16 protein-coding genes and 1 tRNA gene are annotated in these 22564 nt (G+C 58.7%); 4 read left to right on the top strand and 13 right to left on the bottom strand.

Features of this window, described 5'->3' with window-relative positions:
* Positions 1–84 precede the first annotated feature (84 nt).
* Positions 85–174 (bottom strand) — tRNA-Ser (locus ACRZ94_RS18060).
* Between the two features lie 633 nt (positions 175–807).
* Between ACRZ94_RS18060 and ACRZ94_RS18055 the strand changes: the two genes are divergently transcribed.
* Positions 808–1683, top strand: a complete 876-nt coding sequence (locus ACRZ94_RS18055) for a FecR family protein (protein WP_480655871.1) — start codon at positions 808–810, stop codon at positions 1681–1683.
* Between the two features lie 24 nt (positions 1684–1707).
* On the top strand, positions 1708–3960 hold the full coding sequence (locus ACRZ94_RS18050) for a CHASE2 domain-containing protein (RefSeq protein ID WP_480797982.1): 2253 nt from the start codon (positions 1708–1710) through the stop codon (positions 3958–3960).
* On the opposite strand, the gene ACRZ94_RS18045 is transcribed toward ACRZ94_RS18050, so the two are convergent.
* The 6 genes from ACRZ94_RS18045 to ACRZ94_RS18020 form a co-directional block, all read right to left on the bottom strand.
* Positions 3950–5062: an ABC transporter ATP-binding protein gene (locus ACRZ94_RS18045; protein WP_480655867.1), complete on the bottom strand. Its 1113-nt coding sequence runs from the start codon at positions 5060–5062 to the stop codon at positions 3950–3952. The genes ACRZ94_RS18050 and ACRZ94_RS18045 overlap by 11 nt on opposite strands.
* Before the next feature lie 6 nt (positions 5063–5068).
* Positions 5069–5950 (bottom strand): carbohydrate ABC transporter permease, encoded by an 882-nt coding sequence (locus tag ACRZ94_RS18040; protein ID WP_480655865.1) that lies wholly within the window; start codon positions 5948–5950, stop codon positions 5069–5071.
* Positions 5950–6843 carry a carbohydrate ABC transporter permease gene (locus tag ACRZ94_RS18035; RefSeq protein WP_480655863.1) on the bottom strand — a complete coding sequence of 298 codons (894 nt, stop codon included), beginning with the start codon at positions 6841–6843 and terminating at the stop codon, positions 5950–5952. Before ACRZ94_RS18035 ends, ACRZ94_RS18040 begins: the two co-directional genes overlap by 1 nt.
* An 82-nt stretch (positions 6844–6925) precedes the next feature.
* A complete protein-coding gene (locus tag ACRZ94_RS18030; protein WP_480656114.1) occupies positions 6926–8167 on the bottom strand; it encodes an ABC transporter substrate-binding protein in 1242 nt (413 codons plus the stop codon).
* 462 nt (positions 8168–8629) lie between these two features.
* Positions 8630–9376: a pyridoxine 5'-phosphate synthase gene (locus ACRZ94_RS18025; protein WP_480655861.1), complete on the bottom strand. Its 747-nt coding sequence runs from the start codon at positions 9374–9376 to the stop codon at positions 8630–8632.
* A 9-nt stretch (positions 9377–9385) separates the two neighbouring features.
* Positions 9386–10036 carry a pyridoxamine 5'-phosphate oxidase family protein gene (locus tag ACRZ94_RS18020; protein ID WP_480655859.1) on the bottom strand — a complete coding sequence of 217 codons (651 nt, stop codon included), beginning with the start codon at positions 10034–10036 and terminating at the stop codon, positions 9386–9388.
* A gap of 61 nt (positions 10037–10097) precedes the next feature.
* Between ACRZ94_RS18020 and pdxR the strand changes: the two genes are divergently transcribed.
* Positions 10098–11531 (top strand): MocR-like pyridoxine biosynthesis transcription factor PdxR, encoded by a 1434-nt coding sequence (pdxR, locus tag ACRZ94_RS18015; RefSeq protein WP_480797981.1) that lies wholly within the window; start codon positions 10098–10100, stop codon positions 11529–11531.
* 10 nt (positions 11532–11541) lie between these two features.
* Here pdxR and ACRZ94_RS18010 read toward each other — a convergent pair whose 3' ends face one another.
* Positions 11542–13035, bottom strand: coding sequence for a cryptochrome/photolyase family protein (locus tag ACRZ94_RS18010; protein WP_480797980.1), 1494 nt, complete (start codon positions 13033–13035; stop codon positions 11542–11544).
* 284 nt (positions 13036–13319) lie between these two features.
* Between ACRZ94_RS18010 and aspT (ACRZ94_RS18005) the strand changes: the two genes are divergently transcribed.
* Positions 13320–15020 carry an aspartate-alanine antiporter gene (gene aspT / locus ACRZ94_RS18005; protein ID WP_480655853.1) on the top strand — a complete coding sequence of 567 codons (1701 nt, stop codon included), beginning with the start codon at positions 13320–13322 and terminating at the stop codon, positions 15018–15020.
* 1 nt (position 15021) lies between these two features.
* On the opposite strand, the gene aspT (ACRZ94_RS18000) is transcribed toward aspT (ACRZ94_RS18005), so the two are convergent.
* From aspT (ACRZ94_RS18000) to ACRZ94_RS17980, 5 genes are all read right to left on the bottom strand, one after another.
* Complete coding sequence (gene aspT / locus ACRZ94_RS18000) at positions 15022–16695, bottom strand: aspartate-alanine antiporter (RefSeq protein ID WP_480655851.1); 1674 nt, start codon at positions 16693–16695, stop codon at positions 15022–15024.
* A 28-nt stretch (positions 16696–16723) separates the two neighbouring features.
* Complete coding sequence (locus tag ACRZ94_RS17995; protein WP_480655849.1) at positions 16724–18355, bottom strand: bifunctional aspartate transaminase/aspartate 4-decarboxylase; 1632 nt, start codon at positions 18353–18355, stop codon at positions 16724–16726.
* Positions 18356–18457: 102 nt separating this feature from the next.
* Complete coding sequence (locus tag ACRZ94_RS17990) at positions 18458–18964, bottom strand: hypothetical protein (RefSeq protein ID WP_480797979.1); 507 nt, start codon at positions 18962–18964, stop codon at positions 18458–18460.
* Positions 18965–19370: 406 nt separating this feature from the next.
* A complete protein-coding gene (locus ACRZ94_RS17985) occupies positions 19371–20321 on the bottom strand; it encodes a GlxA family transcriptional regulator (RefSeq protein ID WP_480655846.1) in 951 nt (316 codons plus the stop codon).
* A gap of 196 nt (positions 20322–20517) precedes the next feature.
* Positions 20518–22344: a BCCT family transporter gene (locus ACRZ94_RS17980; protein WP_480797978.1), complete on the bottom strand. Its 1827-nt coding sequence runs from the start codon at positions 22342–22344 to the stop codon at positions 20518–20520.
* Positions 22345–22564 lie beyond the last annotated feature (220 nt).

Raw genomic sequence — 22564 nt, 5'->3', positions numbered from 1 at the left:
CCCTTCGAAGGCACACCTAATTGATCGCAAAACAAAACGGCCCGATGTCACGCGCAAAAAGTTTGATCGCCAGGTGAAAAAGGATGGCGGAGACGAAGGGATTCGAACCCTCGAGACGGTTTCCCGCCTACTCCCTTAGCAGGGGAGCGCCTTCGACCACTCGGCCACGTCTCCGCCGACGGGTATATCCGTCCACGCAACGGAAACACAAGGTCAATTCTGCAGTGTTCTGATTTTTTTGCCGGGCGATGCAAACCCTTTGAAAACGCACCGGTTGGCCCGGGTTTTGCGGCAGGCTTGGCGGGGCTTTTCGCGTCACCTACCCGCCCATGGCTTCGGTTAAATGGCAAAGAAGAGGAAACTTGTTTGCACCGTTACATGGTCGAAGGATGCCAAAGGTTGCGGGTCCCGAATAAGACCAAAAGCCGGGCCTTGCCTCGCGAAAGGACGGTGTTGTACGGCGAAACTTTCTGAACCACGCGGGCATTCCCGCACGACGGGCGGGCCCTGCAATCAGACAAAACTTGCCAAACATGCAGGTTTTAAGGCATATTTGCATATATTTATTAAAAACCATTTCAATGGATTGAATAAATAGAGGCACAGAACCGAGCGGCGGGCGCGATGCGCGTGGAACCATTATGTGGGGGAATACCGGTGGGTTTGGCTTGGTTTAAAGTGTTATTTGTTTTCTGTTGTTTCTTAGTTTTTCCAGCGCAAGGCATCGCCGATATTGGAACGGTCATTGGTGTCAAACAGGGTGCCCAAATCACGCGTGACGGAAAATCTCAGGCTTTGCGAGCGGGGATGGATGTTGCATCTGGGGATGCAATCTCGACTGACAGAAACGGCGTTGTGCAACTGCTTTTCGTGGATGAAACCAAGATCGCCATCGGTCCGAATGCGCGTATGATGCTGGACGTAACGATGCTGCGCGGCAACCGTAAAGCCAAGAGCTTTGCCGTTCAGGCCCTAGGCGGCAGTTTCCGGTTCATCTCGGGCAAAAGCAAAAAGCGCGCCTATTCCATTCAGACACCGACCGCGACCATGGCCGTGCGGGGCACCACCTTTGATCTGTGGGTCGTCCCGGGCACGCAAAGCGCGATGCTGGTCCTGCAGGGGCGTGTTGAGATGTGCGGCCAAAGCGGGACCTGCCGTGAGGCAGGTCGCCAATGCAGTCTTTTGGCCACGACGCAGGCCGGAAATGTCGGGCGTCCAGTTGATCGCGAAAGCTATGACAAGGCGCTGGATACCGGGTTTCCGTTTGTCCGCGCGCAGGAAGAGTTACTGGTTCCCTTGCAGATAGACGTCGGTGGATGCGGGACAGACACCCTGCCCCCGCCACCGCAGCGTTCGGAAGATCGCCGTCCCGATCCAGAGCAATCCGGCGTGCAAAGCGCCGAGGCTAGCGCGTCTCCGGGCGAGTCCCCATCCCCCGCAGATGGACCTACAGGAAGCGGCAATGGTGGCAGTATCGGTGGCGGCACTGGCAGCGGGAACGGCACTGGCGGCAATATCGGAGGCGGCAGCGGTAGCGGAGACGGGCGCGGCGGTTCGATAGGTGGCGGCTCTGGCAGCGGTGGTCCGGGCAGTGGCGGCACGATCGGTAGCGGCAGCACCGGCGGCTTTGGCGGTAGTCCCGGAAGCGGCGCTGCAGGTGGCAATGGCGGCAACGGCGGCTAAACCACCGGAATTTCGGAGGCAAACGTGACCCGAAAGCCCAAAGAACGAACCGGGCGACACCGTGGCTTTCAACTGGTGGGGCTTGGTCTGATCCTGTTTGGGTGTTTCATTCGAGTGATCGACCCCTACCCCGTGCGCATGACGCGCCTCATCTATTTCGACATTCTGCAACGCATGTCTCCGCGGGAGTATAACCCGGACCTGCCGGTGCGGGTGGTGGATATCGATGAACAATCGCTTGAGAGCTGGGGTCAGTGGCCATGGCCACGTACCCTGTTGGCGCAAATGGTTCAAAATCTCGGGGAACATGGCGCAGCGGCCATCGCCTTTGACATGCTGTTCGTCGAACCCGACAGGTTCTCGCCCGCACGGCTTCTCAAAGATCCCAGCCTTGCCGGTCTTCTGTCCGGCGACAGTCAGGCCGCTACGCTGGACAATGACATCCTGTTTGCATCGGAAATCGCCAATTGGCCCGTCGTGCTGGGTGCGGCGGCCCGGCAAACCGGCAATGGCACAGCGACGACAGCCAAGGCCGGACTTATCGAGATTGGCGAAGCACCGACTGCCGGGCTGGTCTCGGTCCCTCATTGGACACCGTCTGCCCCACCACTGGAAATCAACGCGGCGGGCATTGGCGGGGTCAATGTCTCACCCCTCGGGGGCACGGGGATCATTCGGCGGGTTCCAGTGTTGTGGGGCGGCCCAAACGGGGCCCTGCCCGGCCTGGGGATCGAGGCGCTTCGGGTTGCGATGGGTGAATCCATCATCATCGCCGAAGGCACGCCAGACGAAGCCGGGATTATGCTGGCGCTGGAAATTGGCGATTTCCGACTGCCCACCACCGAAAACGGCGAAGTTTGGGTGCGGTACCGGCGCGACGATCCCGACCTGTATCTGTCGGCCAATGACATCATGCAGGCACCGGACGATCCTGTACTGCGTGAACAGATCGAAGGCAGGATTATCCTTGTCGGCACTTCAGCCGCCGGTTTGTTTGATATGCACCAGACGGCATTAGGGGAATCCGTCCCCGGTGTCTCAATACACGCGCAATTGCTAGAGCAGATCCTGACCGGCGAAATGCTCAGCCGGTCGGACGTGACCGCCGCGCTTGAGCTTTTGTCCTTTATCACTCTGGGCATCGTCGTCACGGCCGTGATGGCGCGGTTTGGCGCGGTCGCCTCGTTCGTGGCGGGCGGGGCCTCGGCCGCGGTGGTGCTTGGGATCAGTTGGCTGGCCTTTCGCAACCAGCTTGTTCTGTTTGACGTCACCTTTCCGCTGATGGGCGGTATGGCGAATTTCGGGTTGCTGGCGGGGTATCTGTTCATCACGACCGAGCGGGAAAAACGGGTGATCCGTCAGATCTTTTCCCACTATGTCGCGCCCGAGATTCTGGACGAAATGGAAGGATCGGGCCATCAGTTGCAACTGGGGGGTGAGACGCAGGAAATCACCGTAATGTTCTCGGATATTCGCGGCTTTACCCCCCTGTCCGAGTCCGTCTCGGCGACCGATCTGGTTGCCCTGCTCAACCAGTTGTTTTCGCAGCTGGGCGATGAAATTCTGCAGGAAAGAGGCACGATCGACAAATTCATCGGCGACGCGGTGATGGCCTTTTGGAACGCCCCGCTGCCGGTCGAGGATCACCCTTGTCGTGCCGCACAGGCCGCGTTGCTCATGCGACAGGCGCTGGTGACCTTCAACGCCTCGGAGGTGATGCAAGGGCGTCCGCCGATTGCGCTGGCGACCGGGTGTGCGACAGGTCTGGCCTGTGTCGGCAATATCGGATCCAAGCGCCGGTTCAACTACACAGTGATCGGCGATGTGGTAAATGTCGCAGCCCGGATCGAGCAGAGCTGCCGCCACGTGGATTATGACATTGTCGTCTCGAACTCGGTTCACGACAAAACCCGAGATGACATGGCGATGCTTGAGGCCGGATTTGTGCACCTCAAGGGGCGGTCTGATCTGGAGCCTGTGTTTGTTCTGGTCGGCGATAAAACCCTGCTGGCCACACCCGCCTTCCAAAAGCTTGAAGTCTCTCACGCCAAGCTGATCACAGCGATCCGAGATCGCCTGCCCTACGATCAGGTTGAGCAGCTGTGCGAAGACTGCCTTGCACAGGCGCAACAGGTCGAGCCGGGCCTTGTGCAGTTCTACCACGCGCTGTCTGGCCGAACCGCCGATTTCCGATCTGACGTTCAGTCAACGCAACTGATCTTCAGTCATCAAGGCCGAGAGGGTGACCCCTCGACCTCAACGAAAGTCACGGAGTGATCCGCATTTCAGTTTCCGGGTCAAAAGCCACAGCTTTTTCCATATTCACGGCGAACGCAAAATCCTGCCCCGGCGCAACCTCGGCGTCCGAGCGCATGCGAGCAATGACATCCTTCCCCCCAAGCGTCATCGACACAAACGTGTCCGATCCGGCGGGTTCCGTCACAACGATCCGATTGGTCATCTGCGCGATGTTCGAGGACTTGCGGTCCGCCCCATCCATATCCGTGATCGTCTCGGGCCGGATGCCCAGCAGAATGTCACGGCCATCCCATGCGGCCAGATTGTCCTGACTGAACGGCAGTTGCGCCATCGATCCATCGTGTATGGCCACCTCGGCATGCGGACGGCCATTCAGCACCACCACCTTTGCGGGCACCACATTCATGGCGGGTGAACCCATGAAAGTTGCCACGAAGATGTTGGCAGGCGTGTCATAGATTTCCTGTGGCGTGCCCAGTTGTTGAACGTATCCGCCGTTCATCACGGCGATGCGGCTGGACAGGGTCATCGCCTCGATCTGGTCATGGGTCACGTAGACGATGGTGGTGCCGAGGTTCTGGTGCAGCTTCTTGATCTCGGTTCGCATGTCGACGCGCAGCTTGGCGTCGAGGTTGGACAGGGGCTCATCAAACAGGAACACATCCGGGTTGCGCACCAATGCACGGCCCATCGCAACACGCTGACGCTGCCCCCCGGATAACTGGCCGGGTTTGCGATCCAGCAACTGTTCGATCTGCAACAGCTTGGCGACCTCTTTCATCGCCTTGTCCCGATCAGCCTTGGGCACGCCGTGCATCTCAAGCCCAAAGGTGATGTTCTGACCCACGGTCATATTGGGATACAAAGCATAGCTTTGGAACACCATGGCGATGTTGCGGTTTGACGGGTGGACCCCGTTCATCACCTGTTCCTTGATGCGGATTTCGCCGCTGGTGATCTCTTCCAACCCCGCGATCATGTTCAGCAGGGTGGATTTGCCACAGCCTGACGGCCCGACCAGCACCAGAAACTCACCCTCTTGCACCGAGATGTCGACCTTGTGCAGCACCTCGACCGACCCGTAGGATTTGGTCGCGTTATCTATGTCCAGAAAACCCATCAGGTCTTATCCTTTCACCGAACCCGCCATCAGGCCGCGGACAAAGTACCGACCGGCCACGATATAGACGAGTAGAGTTGGCAGGGCCGCCAGAATGGCACCTGCAAAATGAACGTTGTATTCCTTTACCCCCGTGGACGACTGCACAAGGTTGTTCAGCGCCACGGTCATCGGCTGACTGTTGGCATCGGCAAAGGACGCCCCGAACAGAAAGTCATTCCAGATATTGGTGAATTGCCAGATGATCGAAACCACCGCGATCGGCCCGGAACTGGGCAGCAGGATGCGCCAGAAAATCTGAAAGAACCCGGCGCCGTCGATTTGTGCCGCACGGATCAACTCGGTCGGGAAAACGGCGTAATAGTTGCGGAAATACAGCGTGGTGAACCCGATCCCATAGACCACGTGCACCAGTGCCAGACCCCAGGTGGTACCCGCCAGACCGATGATACCCAACATCCGCGCCATGGGGATCAGGACGATCTGAAACGGGATGAAACAGGCAAACAACATCAATCCGAACAGGATAGTGTCATACTTGAACCGCCACTTGGTCAGCACATACCCATTCAGCGCGCCCAAAATGGTCGAGACCATCACAGCCGGAACCACCATCTTGATCGAGTTCCAGAAATAGGGCTTCAACCCGGTCGGATCGACACCGATCTGAGCCGAGGACCACGCCTTGAGCCAGGGCTCAATCGTGAAGGCCTGCGGCAGGTCCATCATGCCACCGCCGGTGATCTCCTCCAGCGGTTTGACCGAATTCACCAGCATCACATAAAGCGGCAACATGTAGAACAAGGCAAATAGCAGCAGCACCAGATAGATCAGCGTACGCGTGACGCGGCCGGTGCGGATTGCGGTATCCTGAGTGGCTTGGGACATCAGCGTTTCTCCCGCAATTCAGCGTAGAGATAGGGGATCATAATCGCCGCGATGGTCATCAGCATGATCGTGGCCGAGGCTGCACCGATCCCCATCTGGTTCCGCGTGAAGGTGTAGGAATACATGAAAGTAGCGGGCAGTTCAGTCGCACGACCCGGCCCACCACCCGTCAAAGCGATCACAAGGTCAAAGGTCTTGATTGCAAGGTGACTGAGGATCACGAAAGCCGACAAAAACGCCGGACGTAACTGCGGGATGATGATGCGGCGATAGAGGTTCCAGTTCGACGCCCCATCCATTTGCGCCGCGCGCAGGATTTCATTGTCGATCCCACGCAGGCCCGCCAGGAACATCGCCATGACAAAGCCACTGGTCTGCCAGACCGCGGCCAGAACAACCGTATAGATCGCAAAGTCGCGGTTCTTGATCCAGTCGAATTCAAAACTGGTCCAGCCCCATGTGTGCATGACGTTTTCCAACCCGATACCCGGGTCCAGAAACCACTTCCATGCGGTGCCGGTGACGATAAAGCTCAGCGCCATGGGGTACAGGTAAATTGGGCGCAGCAACCCTTCGCCCCGGATTTTCTGATCGAGGAAAATCGCCAGCCCCAACCCGATAGCGGTGCAAATGACAATATAGAGCCCCGCGAAAATCCCCATGTTCTTCAACGAGATTTCCCAATGGCTTAGCCGCCACAGCTTGTCATAATTCTCCCAGCCGACCCAGCCATAGGTTGGCAGAATACGACTGTCGGTAAAGGACAGGTAGACCGAGAACAGAATGAACCCGTAGACAAAGACCAACATCATCGCCAGCGACGGTGACAGGACCAGTTTGGGAATCCAGTTCTGAAGGCGTGTCTTGAAATCCGCGTCGGCCGAAACAGCCATGGCGCGCCCTCCTGCGAGTGGTGTTGAGACGTAGATCGCCCTCGTGGGATGGGGCAATTACCCCACCCCGAGGATCAAAAGATCACTTGGCGATCGAAACGGCGTCGACCAATTCGACCACAGCGGTTTCGCTGTCATACTCGCCGTTGAAATGCGCCGTCACGACGTCATAAATCGCGTTCTTGACCGAAGCCGGTGCCGCGTGGCCATGGGCCATTGACCCGAAAAGATTGCCCGAGGCCGCAGCCGCCGCCAGATCCTTCATGCCCTGCTTGCCGCAGGCATCAAAATCCGCGTCGCTGACATCGGTACGCGCCGGGACCGAGCCCTTGACCACGTTGAACGCCGACTGGAACGACGGCGACAGGATCGCGCTGGCCAGCGCCGCCTGCTCAGCCGAAACCGCGCCGCCCTGATCGAACATCATGAACTGGTCGGCATTGAACGTCACCTGATCCTGCGTGCCCGGGAAGCGGAAGCACAGGAAATCTTCGCCCGGCGTTTTACCCGCGTTCAGGAATTCGCCCTTGGCCCAGTCGCCCATCATCTGGAACCCGGCCTCACCGTTGATCACCATCGCAGTGGCAAGGTTCCAGTCGCGGCCCGAGAAGTTTTCGTCAACATTGGCGGCGATAAAGGACATGCGGTCGAACGCCTCTTTCATGGCGTCACCGCCCAGAGTGTCTTCGTCGAGATCGATAAAGGCCGCCTTGTAGCCGTCCGGGCCCAGCGTCGACATGACGATCGCGTCGAACACGGTCGCGTCCTGCCACGCCTGACCGCCATGGGCGATGGGCGTCACACCGGCGGCGCTCAGAGCTTCAACGGCGGCGACGAACTCATCCCAGTTGGTCGGCTGTGCGATGCCGTTTGCGTCCAGAACCGCCTTGTTGGCCCAAACCCAGTTGGTCGAATGCACGTTCACCGGGGCCGAGACCCATTTGCCATCATGCTTGGCAAACGCCTTCAGCGCGTCAGGCACAACCTCATCCCAGCCTTCCTGCGCGGCCACCTCGTTCAGATCGGCCAACGCGCCCTGCGCGGCCCAGTCCTGAATGTCAAAGCCCAGACCCTGCACCGCCGTCGGCGCGTTGCCAGCGGTCACACGGGCGCGCAGCACTGTCATCGCCTGCTCACCCCCGCCGCCAGCAACCGGCATGTCGGTCCAGCCAACACCCTGACCTGACAGGTCATCTTTCAGAACGTTCAGCGCGGCAGCCTCACCGCCCGAGGTCCACCAGTGCAGAACCTCTACCTCTTCGGCCTGCGCAAGGCTGGACGTACACAGCAGCCCAGCCACAATGACCGATTTTGTTTTCAGCATTTTACGCATTATCGTTTCCTCCCTAAATGCGATCTTTTTGTCTTTGGGCGCGTTCTGACGCGCTCTTTTACCTGGCGATTTCTGCCGCGGCCGGGCGTTCCCGTTCCACAAGGCTACCGATTATTTAGCGTCTTGTCCTCCAGGCTCTTGCGAGTCTCCCGCTCTTATCTAACCAGTTAGTTAACTTTCGTCGAGCTCACAGCAAGAAAGTCTTTTATTTACATGCTGCCCCAGATCATACCCGCCTTATTTTTTGCATCGTTTCGCGGCAAGTGGATATGATACAGCAACAGAATGTTAACGCCATCATTGGACACTAAAACGGTTTCGTCCAGCATTTTGAACGCCAATTTCACAATTCACAGGCAAAAATGCGCCAGATGGTTATCGCGTCCATGGCGCCGGACTCCAAAACAGCCCCTTTGGCAAGGGGCCGCTGGTGGAGCTGTTTTTTGATCCGTATCAGATGTTGTGTTGTCCGCAAGACGTCAAATATCGCCGCACGGTTTCGGCCATGCCAAAGGTCAGCGCATCACAAAACAGGGCGTGACCGATGGAGACTTCGGAAATCGACGGCACCCGAGCGGTCAGTTTCCGCAGCCCCTGAACCGTCAGGTCATGCCCGGCATTGACCTCAAGGCCCTGCGCCTCGGCCGCGGCGGTCGCTTGGGCCAGACGCTCCAGTTCGCGCGCTTCTGCCGCCGGGTCGTCATAGGCACTGCCGAACGGGCCGGTGTAAAGTTCGACCCGATCTGTCCCGGTCAGGGCGGCCTGCGCCATATGGCTGACCTCGGGGTCGGCGAAAACAGACACCCGGTGGCCGTTCTGTTTCAACCCGGCAATAACATCGGCAAGCATCGCCCCGTCTGCGCCAAAGTCCCAGCCATGGTCGCTGGTCGCCTGTGCCGGATCGTCCGGCACAAGCGTCACCTGATCCGCGCGTACGTCGTGGACCAGCGCCAAAAAGCGCGCGTCGGGGTAACCTTCGACATTCAGCTCCCGGTCGGGAAACTCTGCATCCAGAAAACCACGTAACGCGCGTACGTCGTCGGCGCGGGTGTGGCGTTCATCCAGGCGGGGGTGCACGGTGACACCGACCGCGCCCGCGTTCAGGGCAATCCGCGCCAGATCGAGGATATCCGGCCAGGGATGGTCCCGCCGGTTCCTCAGCAAAGCGGCGACGTTCAGGTTCACTGACAGATGAGTCATGGCCGCGCCTTACAGTTTGAACGACTGAACGTGGTCGGGCATGGCAACGCCCTCAAGGTTGCGCGGGTCGGGGATCGGCTCTCCGACCGTGGTGCGCACCGGAATGACGCCCGCCCAAATCGGCAGGTCGTAATCCTCGTCCTCATCAATCGGACCACCGGTGCGGATTTTCGCGCTGCCTTCGGTGATTTCCATGCCCAGCACCATCGTCGCCTTCAGGTCTTGCTCATAATCCGGGCGCAGTCCCTCATACCGGCCCGGGAACAAGCCGTTGACAAAGCGCCCCAGCTTCGCAAGCTTTTGCGCAGGGTCCTCGATCTTGAACGCTGTCCCAAACAAGGTGACCGAGCGTGAATTGACCGAATGGTGCATCCCGGACCGCGCCAGAACAAAGCCATCCAGAATCGCGACAGACAGACAGACCTGCGTGTCACGCGATTTGCGCAACGCGCGGCTGGCGGATGATCCGTGCCAGTACACATGATCGCCTTCACGCCATTGCAGCGTTGGCGTCACGAAAGGCGCACCATCAATCACATACCCCACGCTGCACATCGGCTGCGCGTCCAGAATGGCGTTGATTGTCGTGCGGTCAAAATGTCCCCGCTGATGAGAGCGGCGCAGGCGCGTTTTGTCGGTGATCTCAAGTGTGTCGGTCATGGTCGTCGCTCGGGTTTTGATCTTGCTATGGCGGTAATGACCCCATATTGGACGTTTTCAAATGTCCAATTCTGAAAAATTTTCTAAGGCCAATTTACATCGCGACCTGTTCGCGATCTCGCTGGACGGGTCACAGTCTCTGTCCCTGCAGGCCCAATTGCTGGAAAAGCTGCGTGCCCTAGTCTCTGGCGCTCCGGCTTTGGCGGGGGGGCGTTTGCCATCAAGCCGGGCGCTGGCGTCCGAGCTTTCGATCTCGCGCACAACGGTGCAGGCGGTCTATGACCAGATGATCAGCGAAGGCTATCTGATCTCTCGGCAAGGCAGCGGCACCTTCATCGCCAGTGAGATTACCCATCTGTCCCAACCCCAGCCCATCCCACGCCCCGCAGGACCGGTGGCGCAGAACTGGCGGCCGTTTCAAACCGGACTGCCGGATCAGGCGCTGCTGCCGCATCGGCAATGGGCGCGCCACTTGGAACGGGCCTGGCGCGCGCCAACGGCGGGTTTGCTGGCGCGCCCGGACCCATTGGGATGGTACCCCCTGCGCGAAGCGATAGCCGATCACCTGGCCGCCTGGCGGCACTTGCCCTGCGATCCCGGACAGGTTGTGATCACATCAGGTGCGCGCGAGGCGTTCGAGGTGATTTTTCACGGGCTGCTTGGCGCGGGCAAACAGATCGCGGTCGAGGACCCCTGCTGGCCCAAGCTGCACACGATCCTGTCGGACACCGGCAACACCGCCTGCCCCGTTCGCATCGACGACAACGGGTTGGACGCAGTGCGCATCCCGCAGGCAACGCAGGCCACCGTCGTCACCCCGTCCCGGCATTATCCAACCGGCACCAGCCTGCCGGTATCGCGGCGCATCGCCCTGCTGGATTGGGCCAGAACCGCCGGGGCCGTGGTGATCGAGGATGACTATGACAGCGAGTTCCGCTATCGCGGGCAACCGCTGCCTTCCCTGTCCGGGCTCGATGGTCTGGACAACACGATCTATCTTGGCAGCTTTTCCAAGTTGGTCAGCCCGGCGCTGAGGATCGGGTACATGGTGCTTCCGAAACGCCTGATGGACCAAGCCAAAGGGTATCTTGGCAAGGTTGGCGCCCGGGCGTCATTGATACCGCAACCTGCATTGGCAAGTTTCATGGATAGCGGAGAATTCGCCCTGCACCTGCGCCGCATGCGGCGGGTCTATGCCAAGCGTCAAACCCATCTGCTTGAGTCGATGACCCCAGCCTCGGACCTGCTTGACCTGCAACCGGATTCGTCCGGTATGCATCTCTGCGTCCTGCCAAAGGGGCCGTGCGACACGCTGTGGGATCAGCATGTCAGTCAGCAAGCCGAGCAACGCGGGCTGCGCGTCAGCGCGTTGTCTTCCCATTGTGTGCTGCCGGACAAGATGCAGGGCCTCTTGCTAGGATATGCCGGTTTTGACGAAGACACGTTGTCGAAGGCGTCACAGCACCTGATCTCGGTTCTCAGGGCCTGCCGGTAGGTGCATTGGCTTACCTGAGACCGGCCAGAAAAGCCTCGGCTCTGTTCAGATGCTTTTCGCGGGTCTCAGCCGGCATCCGCATCGCGGTTCTGCACATCATCGCCCAGCGCGGATTGCGCCCAAGACTGTCTGCGTGTTTGAAGATGAACCGCCAATACAGACCATCCCAGACCTCGGCCCAAGGGCCTGCGGGCCAATGGCTCATCTTGCGGATATAGTTTGAGCCCGAGAAATAGGGCTTGGTGGTGATGAGCCCGCCATCTGCGTGCTGGCTCATCGCGTAGACATTCGGGACCATGACCCAATCATAGCTGTCCACGAACATCTCCATGAACCAGCGATAGACATCGTCGGGGTCGATCTCGCACAGGAACATGAAGCCGCCCAGAACCATAAGGCGTTCGATGTGATGGCAATAGCCCGTCTGCAACACACGCCCGATGGTGTCGTCAATCGGTGCGATGCCGGTTGTGCCATCATAAAGCGACGCGGGCATCCGGCGGTGATGACCCCAATGGTTGGTCCTTCGCATCTGCACGCCCAGATCTTCGTATGTCGCGCGCATGAATTCCCGCCAACCGATGATCTGACGCACAAAGCCCTCAACCGAGTTCAACGGCACGGACCGCTTCTGCGCATGCTCCAAGGTTGCATCCAGCACCTGTTTCGGCGTCAGCAACCCGATGTTGAGCGCGGGGGTCAAAACCGAATGCCACAGCCAGCTTTCGCCTTCGACAATCGCGTCCTCATAGTCGCCGAAATGGTCAAACCGGCGTTCCAGAAACTGCTGTAGCCACGCGGCGGCGGCGCAGTGGGATGTCGGATAATACAGCGTGTCCAATGAACCCGGGGCGTCCGGGAAGTCAGCCATCACGCTGTCTGCGGCGGCCCGGTCTATGGCGCCATGCGTGGGCCAGTCGATCCAGGGCAAAGAGCCAAGCAGCTTTTTGGGAACTTTCTTGCGGTTCTCCTCATCAAAGCTCCACTGTCCGCCTTCGGGTTGATCGCCCTCCATCAGCACGCCCAAGCGCCGCCGCTGGCTTTTGTAGAACTCGGCCATGAACCACCGTTTGCGTGTTTTGATCCATGCCTCATTTTCGGGTTTCGTATTCAGAAAGCCCGGCGAGGGGCGCATGTCCAGATGGAGACCCGTCTGATCCGCCGCCCACCGCAGACGTTTTTCAATGAGGAAATCAACGGGGTCCGCCATGACCAGCTGCGTCATCCCATCGCGCGCCAAACGTCGGAACAGACGCAGCGCTGCCTCCGCGTGCCTTTCATAGCCATGGATTTCGGCCTCAAAGCCCCGGGCCAGCAGGTTTTGGCAGTACCGCATCATACTGGCGCGATGCAGCCACAGCTTTTGCTTGTGCATCCGCGCCGCATAGATGGCGTCATCGAAAAACAGCGGGTCTTCGAATAGAACCAGACGCCGGGTCTTGTCCGACAATCCGGGGTGATCGGCAAAAAGCTGATTGGGCAGGATGAGGGTGGCGGATGTCAAAAGATACCCTTGCAACTTGGTCTAGCGGCCTAGGTATCCCGGTCCGTGCCCGGGGCAACCGGAAATTCCGATCTCTGGCGGAAACAGCGCCCTCGAAGCCGTGTTTTGTTCAACCGCCTTGATACAGGCACTCTCATTGGTCAACCCATTGGCACAAATGACAATTTGACAGACTGCAAGGCGGATGCTTACCCTAGCGCCAGTACACTAAACCAATATTTCAATTGTTTTCAGCGTTCTGAGGCGCTGCCTTGTCGGCCAGACTTTGACATGGAGGTTTCAAGATGGAATTGATCACTGAACAGCTCCGCGCCTTTCCAATCATGGCGCTTTTCCTGTGTCTGGGCCTGGGATATGGCGTCGGCAAATTCCGCGTCGGCAAATTCGAACTGGGCGGTATTGCCGGGACGCTGCTGGTGGCGGTGTTCGTCGGGCAGATCGGCGGTATCACCCTCAGCACCGATGTTCAGAACGTGTTCTTTTCGCTGTTCATCTTCATGGTCGGCTATAATGGCGGGCCGCAATTCTTTGCCGCGCTGAACCGCACTGCGCTGACCAAGCTGCTGGCTGCTTTCATGATGACGCTATGGGGGCTGTTCTTCGTCATCGTCGTGGCCCGTCTGGCCGGGTTGGACAAAGGTCTGGCCGCCGGGCTGGCCGCCGGAGGGCTGACCCAATCGGCCATCATCGGCACCGCCGGTAACGCCATCGATCTGCTGGGGTTGGCCGCGGATGAAGCCGAAAAGCTAAAAACCAACATCGCGGTCGGCTATTCGGTAACCTATATCTTTGGCTCAATCGGCCCGATCCTCGCGGTCAGCGTCATCCCGATCATCATGCGCGTCGACCTGCGGCAAGAGGCGATCAAACTGGCCCAAAAGCTCAGCGGGGGTGGTCGCAAGCTTGAGGAAGGTGAGTTCCTTCCAATGAACCGGTTCGACGCGCGCGCCTATCAGGTCAACGCCGATGCGGCGATCGCCGGACAGTCTGTGACCGCCATCGAGGGCGGGTATGACGGCGATCTGATTGTCGAAAAGCTGCTGCAGGACGGTGCCCCGGTTGAGCCGACGCCCGAGACTGTTGTGAACGCGGGTGACGTGATTGTCGTCTCTGCGCTGGTGACAACGCTAACCCAGTTCGAAGGCACCGCCAGCGGTGAGATCGGGGAATACCCGCCCGAGCTGACCGTGGTCGAAGAACGCCGCAACGTGGTTGTCACCAACCGCAAGCTGACCGGAAAAACCCTGAGCGAACTGCGAGAGGCTCTGACCGCCGATCAGCGGCGCGGGGTTCATATCTCAAAGATCACGCGCATGGGGCACGACGTTCCTGTGCTGCATAATACCGAAATTCACGCCGGAGATGAGCTCAGCATCGTTGGTCACAAAGACGACCTGAACCGGGTGTCGAAAGTGGCAGGCTACGTTCCACCCGCCGCCTCGGTCACCAACTTCATCGCGCTGGGGATCGGTGTGGCTGTCGGCTATCTGATCGGTGAGATCAGCTTTGTCATTGCAGGCACCAAAGTGGCGCTGGGGTCCGGGCTGGGCTGTCTGGTGACCGGGTTGATCATCGGCTACCTGCGCATTCGCCGCCCCAAGATCGGCGGCATCAACCGCGGTGCCGCGAATTTCCTGCAAAGCTTTGGCCTTGCGGTCTTTGTCGGCGTTGTCGGCCTGAACGCGGGCAAACCGGCGCTGCAGGCCATTCAGGAATACGGCATCATCCTGTTGCTGCTGGGTGTGGTTGTCACGCTGATGCCAATGATCGTGCAATTCCCGATCAATTACTTCGCGCTGCGGATCAAGAACCCGGTCGAAGCCTGCGCCGTGGTGACCGGATCGCGCTCGGGCAATCCGGGCTTTGCAACCTTGTTGGAGAAAACCGGGAACGCGACACCAACACCCGCCTTCACCATGACCTATGCGGTGGCGAATATCTTCCTGACGCTGTGGGGGCCTTTGGTCGTGGCCTTCGTACCCTAAGTTACATCAGCAGGATCACGATGACCGAGCCCCACAGCGCCAGCAGCACATTGCCAACCGCATAGCCAAGGCCATAGCCCAGCGTGGGCACCTGGCTTTGCGCGGCCTCTTGCACCGCTGCCAATCCGGGGGCCGACGTCCCGGCCCCGCAGCAGGTGCCAGCCAGAACCCCTTCGTTGATGCCAAAGACCTTGCGGCCAACGATAACCGCTGCGCCATGGGACAAAAGTACGATGGCGACCGACCCAAAGATCAGCGACGGCCCGCTTTCGACCACGCCGGTCACGAAACTGGGCCCCGAGGTTATGCCGACACAGGCCACAAACACGCACAGGCCGAGGGAATCGAAAATCCACAGCGTCGCCTCGGGCACAAACCCGAACGTCCGGTGAACCGAGCGGAGCCATCCCGCAACCAGCCCGCCCAGCAAAACCCCGACCGAGGTTCCAAGGCCCAGTTCAATCGCGCCGTATTTCAGCGCGGGGATACCGATCAGGCCACCCAGAAGAATGAAAAAGGCCACAAAGATCATGTCCGTCTTGTCGGTTTCCCGGTCCAGATACCCCAGCCGGGCGGCGGCATCCTCGATATGGCTGCGTGTGCCTGATACGGTCAGCACGTCGCCCTGATGCAATGTCACGCTGCGAAAGACGGGCAGATGCTCACCCCCGCGCATGATACCGCGCAGATAGATGGTGCGCGCCTCGGGGCGGGCGGACAATTCGGCCAGCGTCTTGTTGACCACATCTTTATGCGTCACCACGATTTCGGCGGTTTGCAGGGGCAGGTCCAGCAACTCGGGGTCTTCGACCTCTTCGCCCAGCATAGCCGTATGGTCGATCAGATAGGACCGCACCCCGGCAATTGCGGCCACGTCGCCTTCTTGCAGGACCATATCGCGCGTCGTGGGAAGGATTTTGTTTCCGCGACGAACCCGGTCGAAAAAGGCGCGGACATGATCGGGCACCCGGGCCTCAAGCTCGGCAATGCTGTGACCGGCGAGGTCTGCGCTGATGCGATAGGCGCGGGCCTCGAAATCGCGATGCTCGGACACCATGGGGGCATCCTTGTCGTCAAGCTCGGCCTCATATTCGTCGCAGGCCTCTTTCAGCGAGCGGCCATAGAACCGGGGGGCCAGTTGGGTGTGGAAAAAGATCGTGGCGATGACGCCGACGAAATAGGCCACAGCGAAACCGGTGGCAATTTCGGCATCAAACACCTGTTGCGCGGCCTCATCCGCGCCAGTCTTGGCGAAGGCATCAATGGCCACGCCCAATGTGGCGCTTTCGGTTACGCCTCCGGCCAGCAAACCGGCGGCAATGCCGACCGACAGCCCCATCAACGGCGCCAAGATGGCCGCAACCCCCAGCGCAACCACGCACAACAACACCGTGACCGCAATCTGCGGCAGCGCCTGCAGGTTCAAAGATCGAAAAAACTGCGGCCCGGTCCGGTAGCCAATGGCAAACAGGAACAACATGAAGAACGCCTGTTTCACATCATCCGAAATCACCACCCCGGTCTGCCCGACCAGAACCCCGGCCAGCAGACACCCCGCGACTGAGCCGACGGTGAACGACCCAATGGTGATTTTGCCCAGCGCATAGCCCAGCGCCAGGCTGCAGAACAAGGCAAGGGCGGGGTGATGGCCGAAAATCGACCCGATCAATTCCATGCCAATCTCCCCTTCCCTTCGTCCAGACTTAGCCGTGCAGTGGCAAGCCCTTGGACGCGCGGTAAGCCTGCACATAGCCAATGGCCACGGCCCGCACGGCGCGTCCGATCTGACGATAGGCACTGTCATCGAGATTGGCAAAGGACACCCGCGCCGACCAGTTCGGCGCGTCAAAGCCCGACCCGTTCAGCAACACGATCCCATGATCCTGCGCCAGCTTGAACGAGATATCCAGCGGGTGCACATTTTCCTTGATCCACGCGACCACGTCCTCGCCCACGTATTTGCGCAGCCAGAATTCAAAGTCGATGATGCCATAGTATTTGTCGAACAGCGGATTGTCGGGCACCTCGATCCCCATACCTTCGACCAGCTCATCAAACCGGTGTTTCAGGATACCCCAGCAGAATTTCTGATAGGCTTTGTCCTCATCCATCAACTCAACCAACGAAAACAGCGTCATCATCACCTGCTGCGGCAGCGACAAGCCCGCCGTATGGTTCAGCGCAACATCCCGGCTGTCGGCGACGATCCGGTCGATGAACTTGAACGCATCGGGGTCCGGTGTCAGCGTCTCATACCGGGCATTGACCACGGCTTTGACGTCATCGGGCGCCTCGGCGATCATTTTGTCGAAGATGTTGTTCTCAGCCACCAGGATTGCGCCCAGACGCCAGCCGGTGCAGCCAAAATACTTGGAATAGGAATATACCCCGATGGTATTCTCGGGCAGATGCCCCATCACCGACTGAAAGTTCGGAACAAAGGTGCCGTAAACATCATCGGTCAGGATGATCAGGTCCGGGCGGCGGGTTTTGACGAATTCGACCAGACGGGTCATGACCTCGGGGCTGATCGCCACAGACGACGGGTTGCCCGGGTTGACCAGAAACAGGGCTTTGACCTTGGGGTCGGCCAGTTGCTCCAGATCGTCATCGGTCAGTTGAAAATGCTCTTCTTCCGCCGAGGACACATCCACAATATTCAGCCCGTAATCCTCAAGCACCGGCATTTCCAGATAGGGCGTGAAGATCGGTGTGCCCAGCGCGATGGTGTCTCCGGCATTCAGCAACCGCTGGTTCTTGAGCGCCTTGAAGATATAGCACATCGCGGCCGTGCCCCCCTCAACCGCGTAGATGTCGAACTTGGCATTCGGGCGATGACCTGAACACATCGCCCACATCACGTATTCATGCACGATAGCCTCATTGTGCTGCATGCAGCGATCCGGCATCGGATAGTGGTCGCCAACGATACCGTCGGTCAGTTCCAGCACAAAATCGTCGGGGGTAAAGCCGAATTTCTCGATCGCAAAATCCACCACTGCAACCAGCGTATCCGCGCCCGGAGGGCCGTCTTTCGCGTCAGACCCGGCGCAATACGCCTTGAGGCGGTCGTAGCAGCCCGGCCCCTGCGGCATACCGGCCAGACCCACCTGCGGCTCATTGCGGTGGCGCTGCGCCTCGGTCATGGCAAACTGACCCAGCAGAAAGAATGCCTCACGCGCTTTGGTGGCGATCCAGTTGGGGTTGCCCCGCCCGGCGTTCAGATAGGGCAATGCCATCTGGCGGGCTTCTTTCTGCGCCAGCTTGATAAGCTCATCTTTGATCTGAAATGGACTTAGATTTTCGAATTTATGCAGATCGAGTGTTTCTGACATGGCATCAAACCCTTGCGTTAATTCAAATGGAAGAATTCAACCAGATGGTACGCAAGGATTTGCAGCTGTGTAAACTATGTCGTTGAAATCTGACGTCAGATTTCAGTTGATGCGCGACGAAGCCCCCAACGCGCCAGCCAGCGCGTTTTGGATTTCAGCCGGGAAAGCCCGCCCTTTTGCGTGCAGCCCCGCAGCAACCCAGCCCACTGTGTGACCGCGGCTGCCTATATCGTTGGCCCGCGTCACGGCAGGAGAGATACGTTCAACGCTGACCAGTTCCATCGAACGTTCGATCTCTGTCTCGGTCAGAACCATTTTGACCGCGCTGATAATATCCATCGACACTTGCAAGGTCTGATGTTCCAACCGATGTGCTGCATCGGTCAGCATCCGGGTGCAAAAGGCCGACAGAAAATACCAGCGAAAAATCAGGAAAACACGATCCTGCAATTCGTCCCGCGCAGCGCCAGAGGCGTCAGTGGCAGCAACAATGCGATCAAAGGCAGCTTCGGCGGCGGCTGAGGCCTGGCATATCTGGCGTTCTCGCTTTGCGATGGCGCCGACGCCCGGGGCAAATACAACAGCAGCTTCTTGGGATTCCAGATTCATGCATGACCTCCAACTCTGTCTCCTGACAGAGATGTGGAGTGTCGCGCGTGATATCGGTTGCGAATTGCTGCCATCTTTCGCCGTAAAAACCCCTTTTCTGGCATAATAAAATGACACAAAGCAAAATCCAAATCAAACTCAACCGATGGGTAGCGCAGATTCCGCCAAACCGTGGCTTTTGCTACACATCCCGAATTGAGGCAGGCCAAACGGTCAGGGCTGCAACGCACATATATCTGACATGATCTTGCAATAGTTATGCCCAGTTCTGCATTTAAGAATACTCAATCCTGCTAAACAGTTTACGAGTTTGAATTTAACGAGGGGGTACGAGCGGGACCAGGGGGTGAGCGCCTGACCAGCCGGGCTCGCCGACGGGCAGAGCAGCTCCCCCCGCCGCGTCCCATCAATCAATCTTGCTTTTTTGCGCGTGTGGCGTGACCCCGAAACTGGATCTGTAGACACGCGAAAAATGGCCCGGGCTTTCGAACCCGCAGGCCATGGCGACCTCGGTCACAGATGCTTCGGTCTGCAAAAGCAGCTTTTGCGCGCGTTCCAGCCGCAGTTCCATAAAGTACTTTTTGGGCGATGTATTCAGGTACTTGCCAAACAACCGCTCCAACTGACGGGTGGAAATCCCAAGGTCTTCTGCGATCTTCGACGGGGATACTGGCGTTTCAATACAATCACGCATGATATGGATGGCGCGCGCCAGATGAGTGTTGCGCATCCCATTGCGTGATTGCAAAGACACTCTTTGCTTGGCGGTGGCATTTCGCACCGCGTTATAGACCATCTGATCTGCTACGGCGATCGCCAGCTCTTCACCATGGTCACGTTCAATCAGATGCAGAATCAGATCCGCCGTGGCAGTCCCGCCAGATGCCGTAATGTGCTTTTCATCCGCCACAAATACACTGCGCACCAGGTTCACTTCTGGAAAGGCCTCCATGAAGGCGTCGTGGTACTCCCAATGGATGGCAGCCTTGCGCCCATCCAGAAATCCTGCCTCGGCCAACAACCAGGCACCCGAACAGAGCGCCCCAATCGCCGTCCCCCGCGCCCGTTCACGGCGCAACATGGCCAGCAAGGGCCGCGTGACATGGTTTCGCATATGGATACCGGACAGAACAAACAGCTGATCGGTTTTCGGCACATCCGCCAAACCACCATTCACCAGCGTCACCAGCTCATTCGAGCAGGTCGCGCGCGCACCGTCTTCGGATAGCAGAGTCCAGTCGTACAGTTTTTCCTCGCTGAGCAGATTGGCGATTCGAAGTGGCTCAATCGCACATGAGAACGCGAGATGTGAGAATTCCTCGATGAGGACAAAGGTAATGTGGCGCGTTTGCCCCATGTAGTGGCTCGTTTAGTTTGGCTTGGTGTTTGCCCCATGGTGCACCATTTCGGCGCGTTTCAAAATGGCAATTCGTTCTAACAGGGTGCCCCGTGTTCATTGCCCTGTGCGCTTGCGGGTCTTGAACCGGTTGCCCTTACAACAAAAAACGCCGCCCATTTCAGGGCGGCGTTCGTGTTTTTAGCTTTTAGCTGGCTTATTCAGCGGCTTGCGTTTCCGCGGTGCCATGCTTGTCACGCTGACTGTCGCGGAACAGCGCCTTGGCCAGCGCCACCATCATCAGGCCCATGACCATGGTAAATGGCAGCGCGCCGATGATCATCGCGTTGCGCAGCGCATCCAGCGGGTTGTTGTCACCTGCCGCAAGGATCAGCGCGCCGATCACAGCCGTCAGGATCAGGCCCCAGATGATGCGGTGCTTGATGCCGGTTTCCTGGCTGCCACCCGACATGATGGTGTTCATAACCAGAATGCCCGAGTCCGCAGAGGTCACCAGGAAGGTCAGGATCAGGACAACGCACATCACGTTCAGCATCGACAGCAGGCCACCGTCGATCATGTAGGACAGCGTGACGAACAGCTTGTTGGTGTTCGATGCGCCGATGATCGCGCCACCAGCTTCACCTGCCAGTTCCAGATCGATCGCGGTGCCACCCAGAACGGTCATCCAGGCAAAACACACCAGTGCCGGTGCAAAGACGCAGCCCAGGATGAACTCACGAACCGAACGGCCCTTGGAGATACGCGCCAGGAACAGGCCAACGAAGGGCGAGAACGCGATCCACCATGCCCAGTAGAAAGTTGTCCAGCCTGCCTGCCAGCCGAACTGACGGCCTTGCTCACCAGCAGCATAGGCTGCAGCCAGCGTGGCTTCGTCCAGTTCAGCCGCGGCGCCTTCCAGACCGCTCTTGAAGCCGTCATAGCTGCCCCATGCGTTGGTTGCGCCACCCATCAGGGCATCGGCATGCGCCTGCGCCTCAGCGGGCAGAGCCGCTGCAAAGGCTTCAGCCGAAAGCGGGCCATAAGCACCAAAGCTCAGCGAAATGAAGTGCAGGATATAGTCTACCAGCGCCGTGCCATATGTGGTCATCGCGAATACGAACGAACCAAATACGACGAAGGTGAGCAGCAGGATAACCGACAGCACCAGGTTAAGGTTCGACAGGTACTTAACGCCCCGGCCAACACCCGACACAGCCGAGATGATCGACAGACCCATGATCACAACCAGACCGGTGATCAGGCCCACTTTGGACGGGGTCGGAACCTCACCGCCAAAGTCCATGATCCATTCCATGCCGGTGATGGCATAGAGACCGTCAATGAACTGGCTGACACCGAAACCGATGGTCACCGACACACCCAGGATGGTTGCAACAACGCCCAGAACGTCAACGATGTGGCCCAGGAAGCCGTTCATCAGCTTGCCAAACAGCGGCGTCAGAGCCGCGCGGATGGTCAGAGGCATGTTGCGGGTATAGGCGTAATAGGCCAGCGACAAGCCAGTCACCACATAGATCGCCCAAGCATGGAAGCCATAGTGCAGGTAGGTGTAGCGATAGGCCGACTGTACCGCCTCGGGTTGGTTACCAGGCACGTCACCTGCAACCACGACCGGGTTCGACCCCCACAGGCCCAGCGGCTCGGCGGTTGCGAAAACCATCAGGCCCACACCCAGACCGGCGCCGAACATCATCGAGAACCATGAAAAGTTCGAGAACTCGGGCTTTTCGCCCGGCGTCCCCATGACGCGCTTACCGGTCGACGGCAGGATCGCCACAACGGCCAGGAAAAAGAAGAAGATTCCAACAATGACAACGTAGAAACTGTTGAAGATTTCCAGAAGTTTAAAGTTCCAGCTGCCCAGCGTGCTGTTCGCATTTGCAGGGAAAACCAGAGCCCACAGAACCAGCGCAACCATGACCCCTTTACTGATAAGGGCAATCGGCACGCTGTTGTTCTCATAAAAACCGCTATCCGCGGTTTTTATGTCTAGGTCTGTAAATGGTTCGGGTACCGACATCTTGTCCTCCGTGTTGACGGTATAGGTTGGGTTGAACTCACCTAACGGCGGTCCTCCAATCTTGATCTCCCAATTGACCTGTTCAGTTGGTGCCCGAGTTGTCTGCACCAATGGAACAAGCCACGGAAAGTTGTTTGGGCATGCTGCCCGGGCTGCCGCCGAAACGCAACAACCGTTGGTTAACCTGCCTAGCCCGTCGACTTTCGACCGATCAGGCCGA

It is taken from the genome of Ruegeria sp. CH10 (genome assembly GCF_056537125.1).
This window is presented reverse-complemented; position numbering and strand designations above follow the sequence as displayed.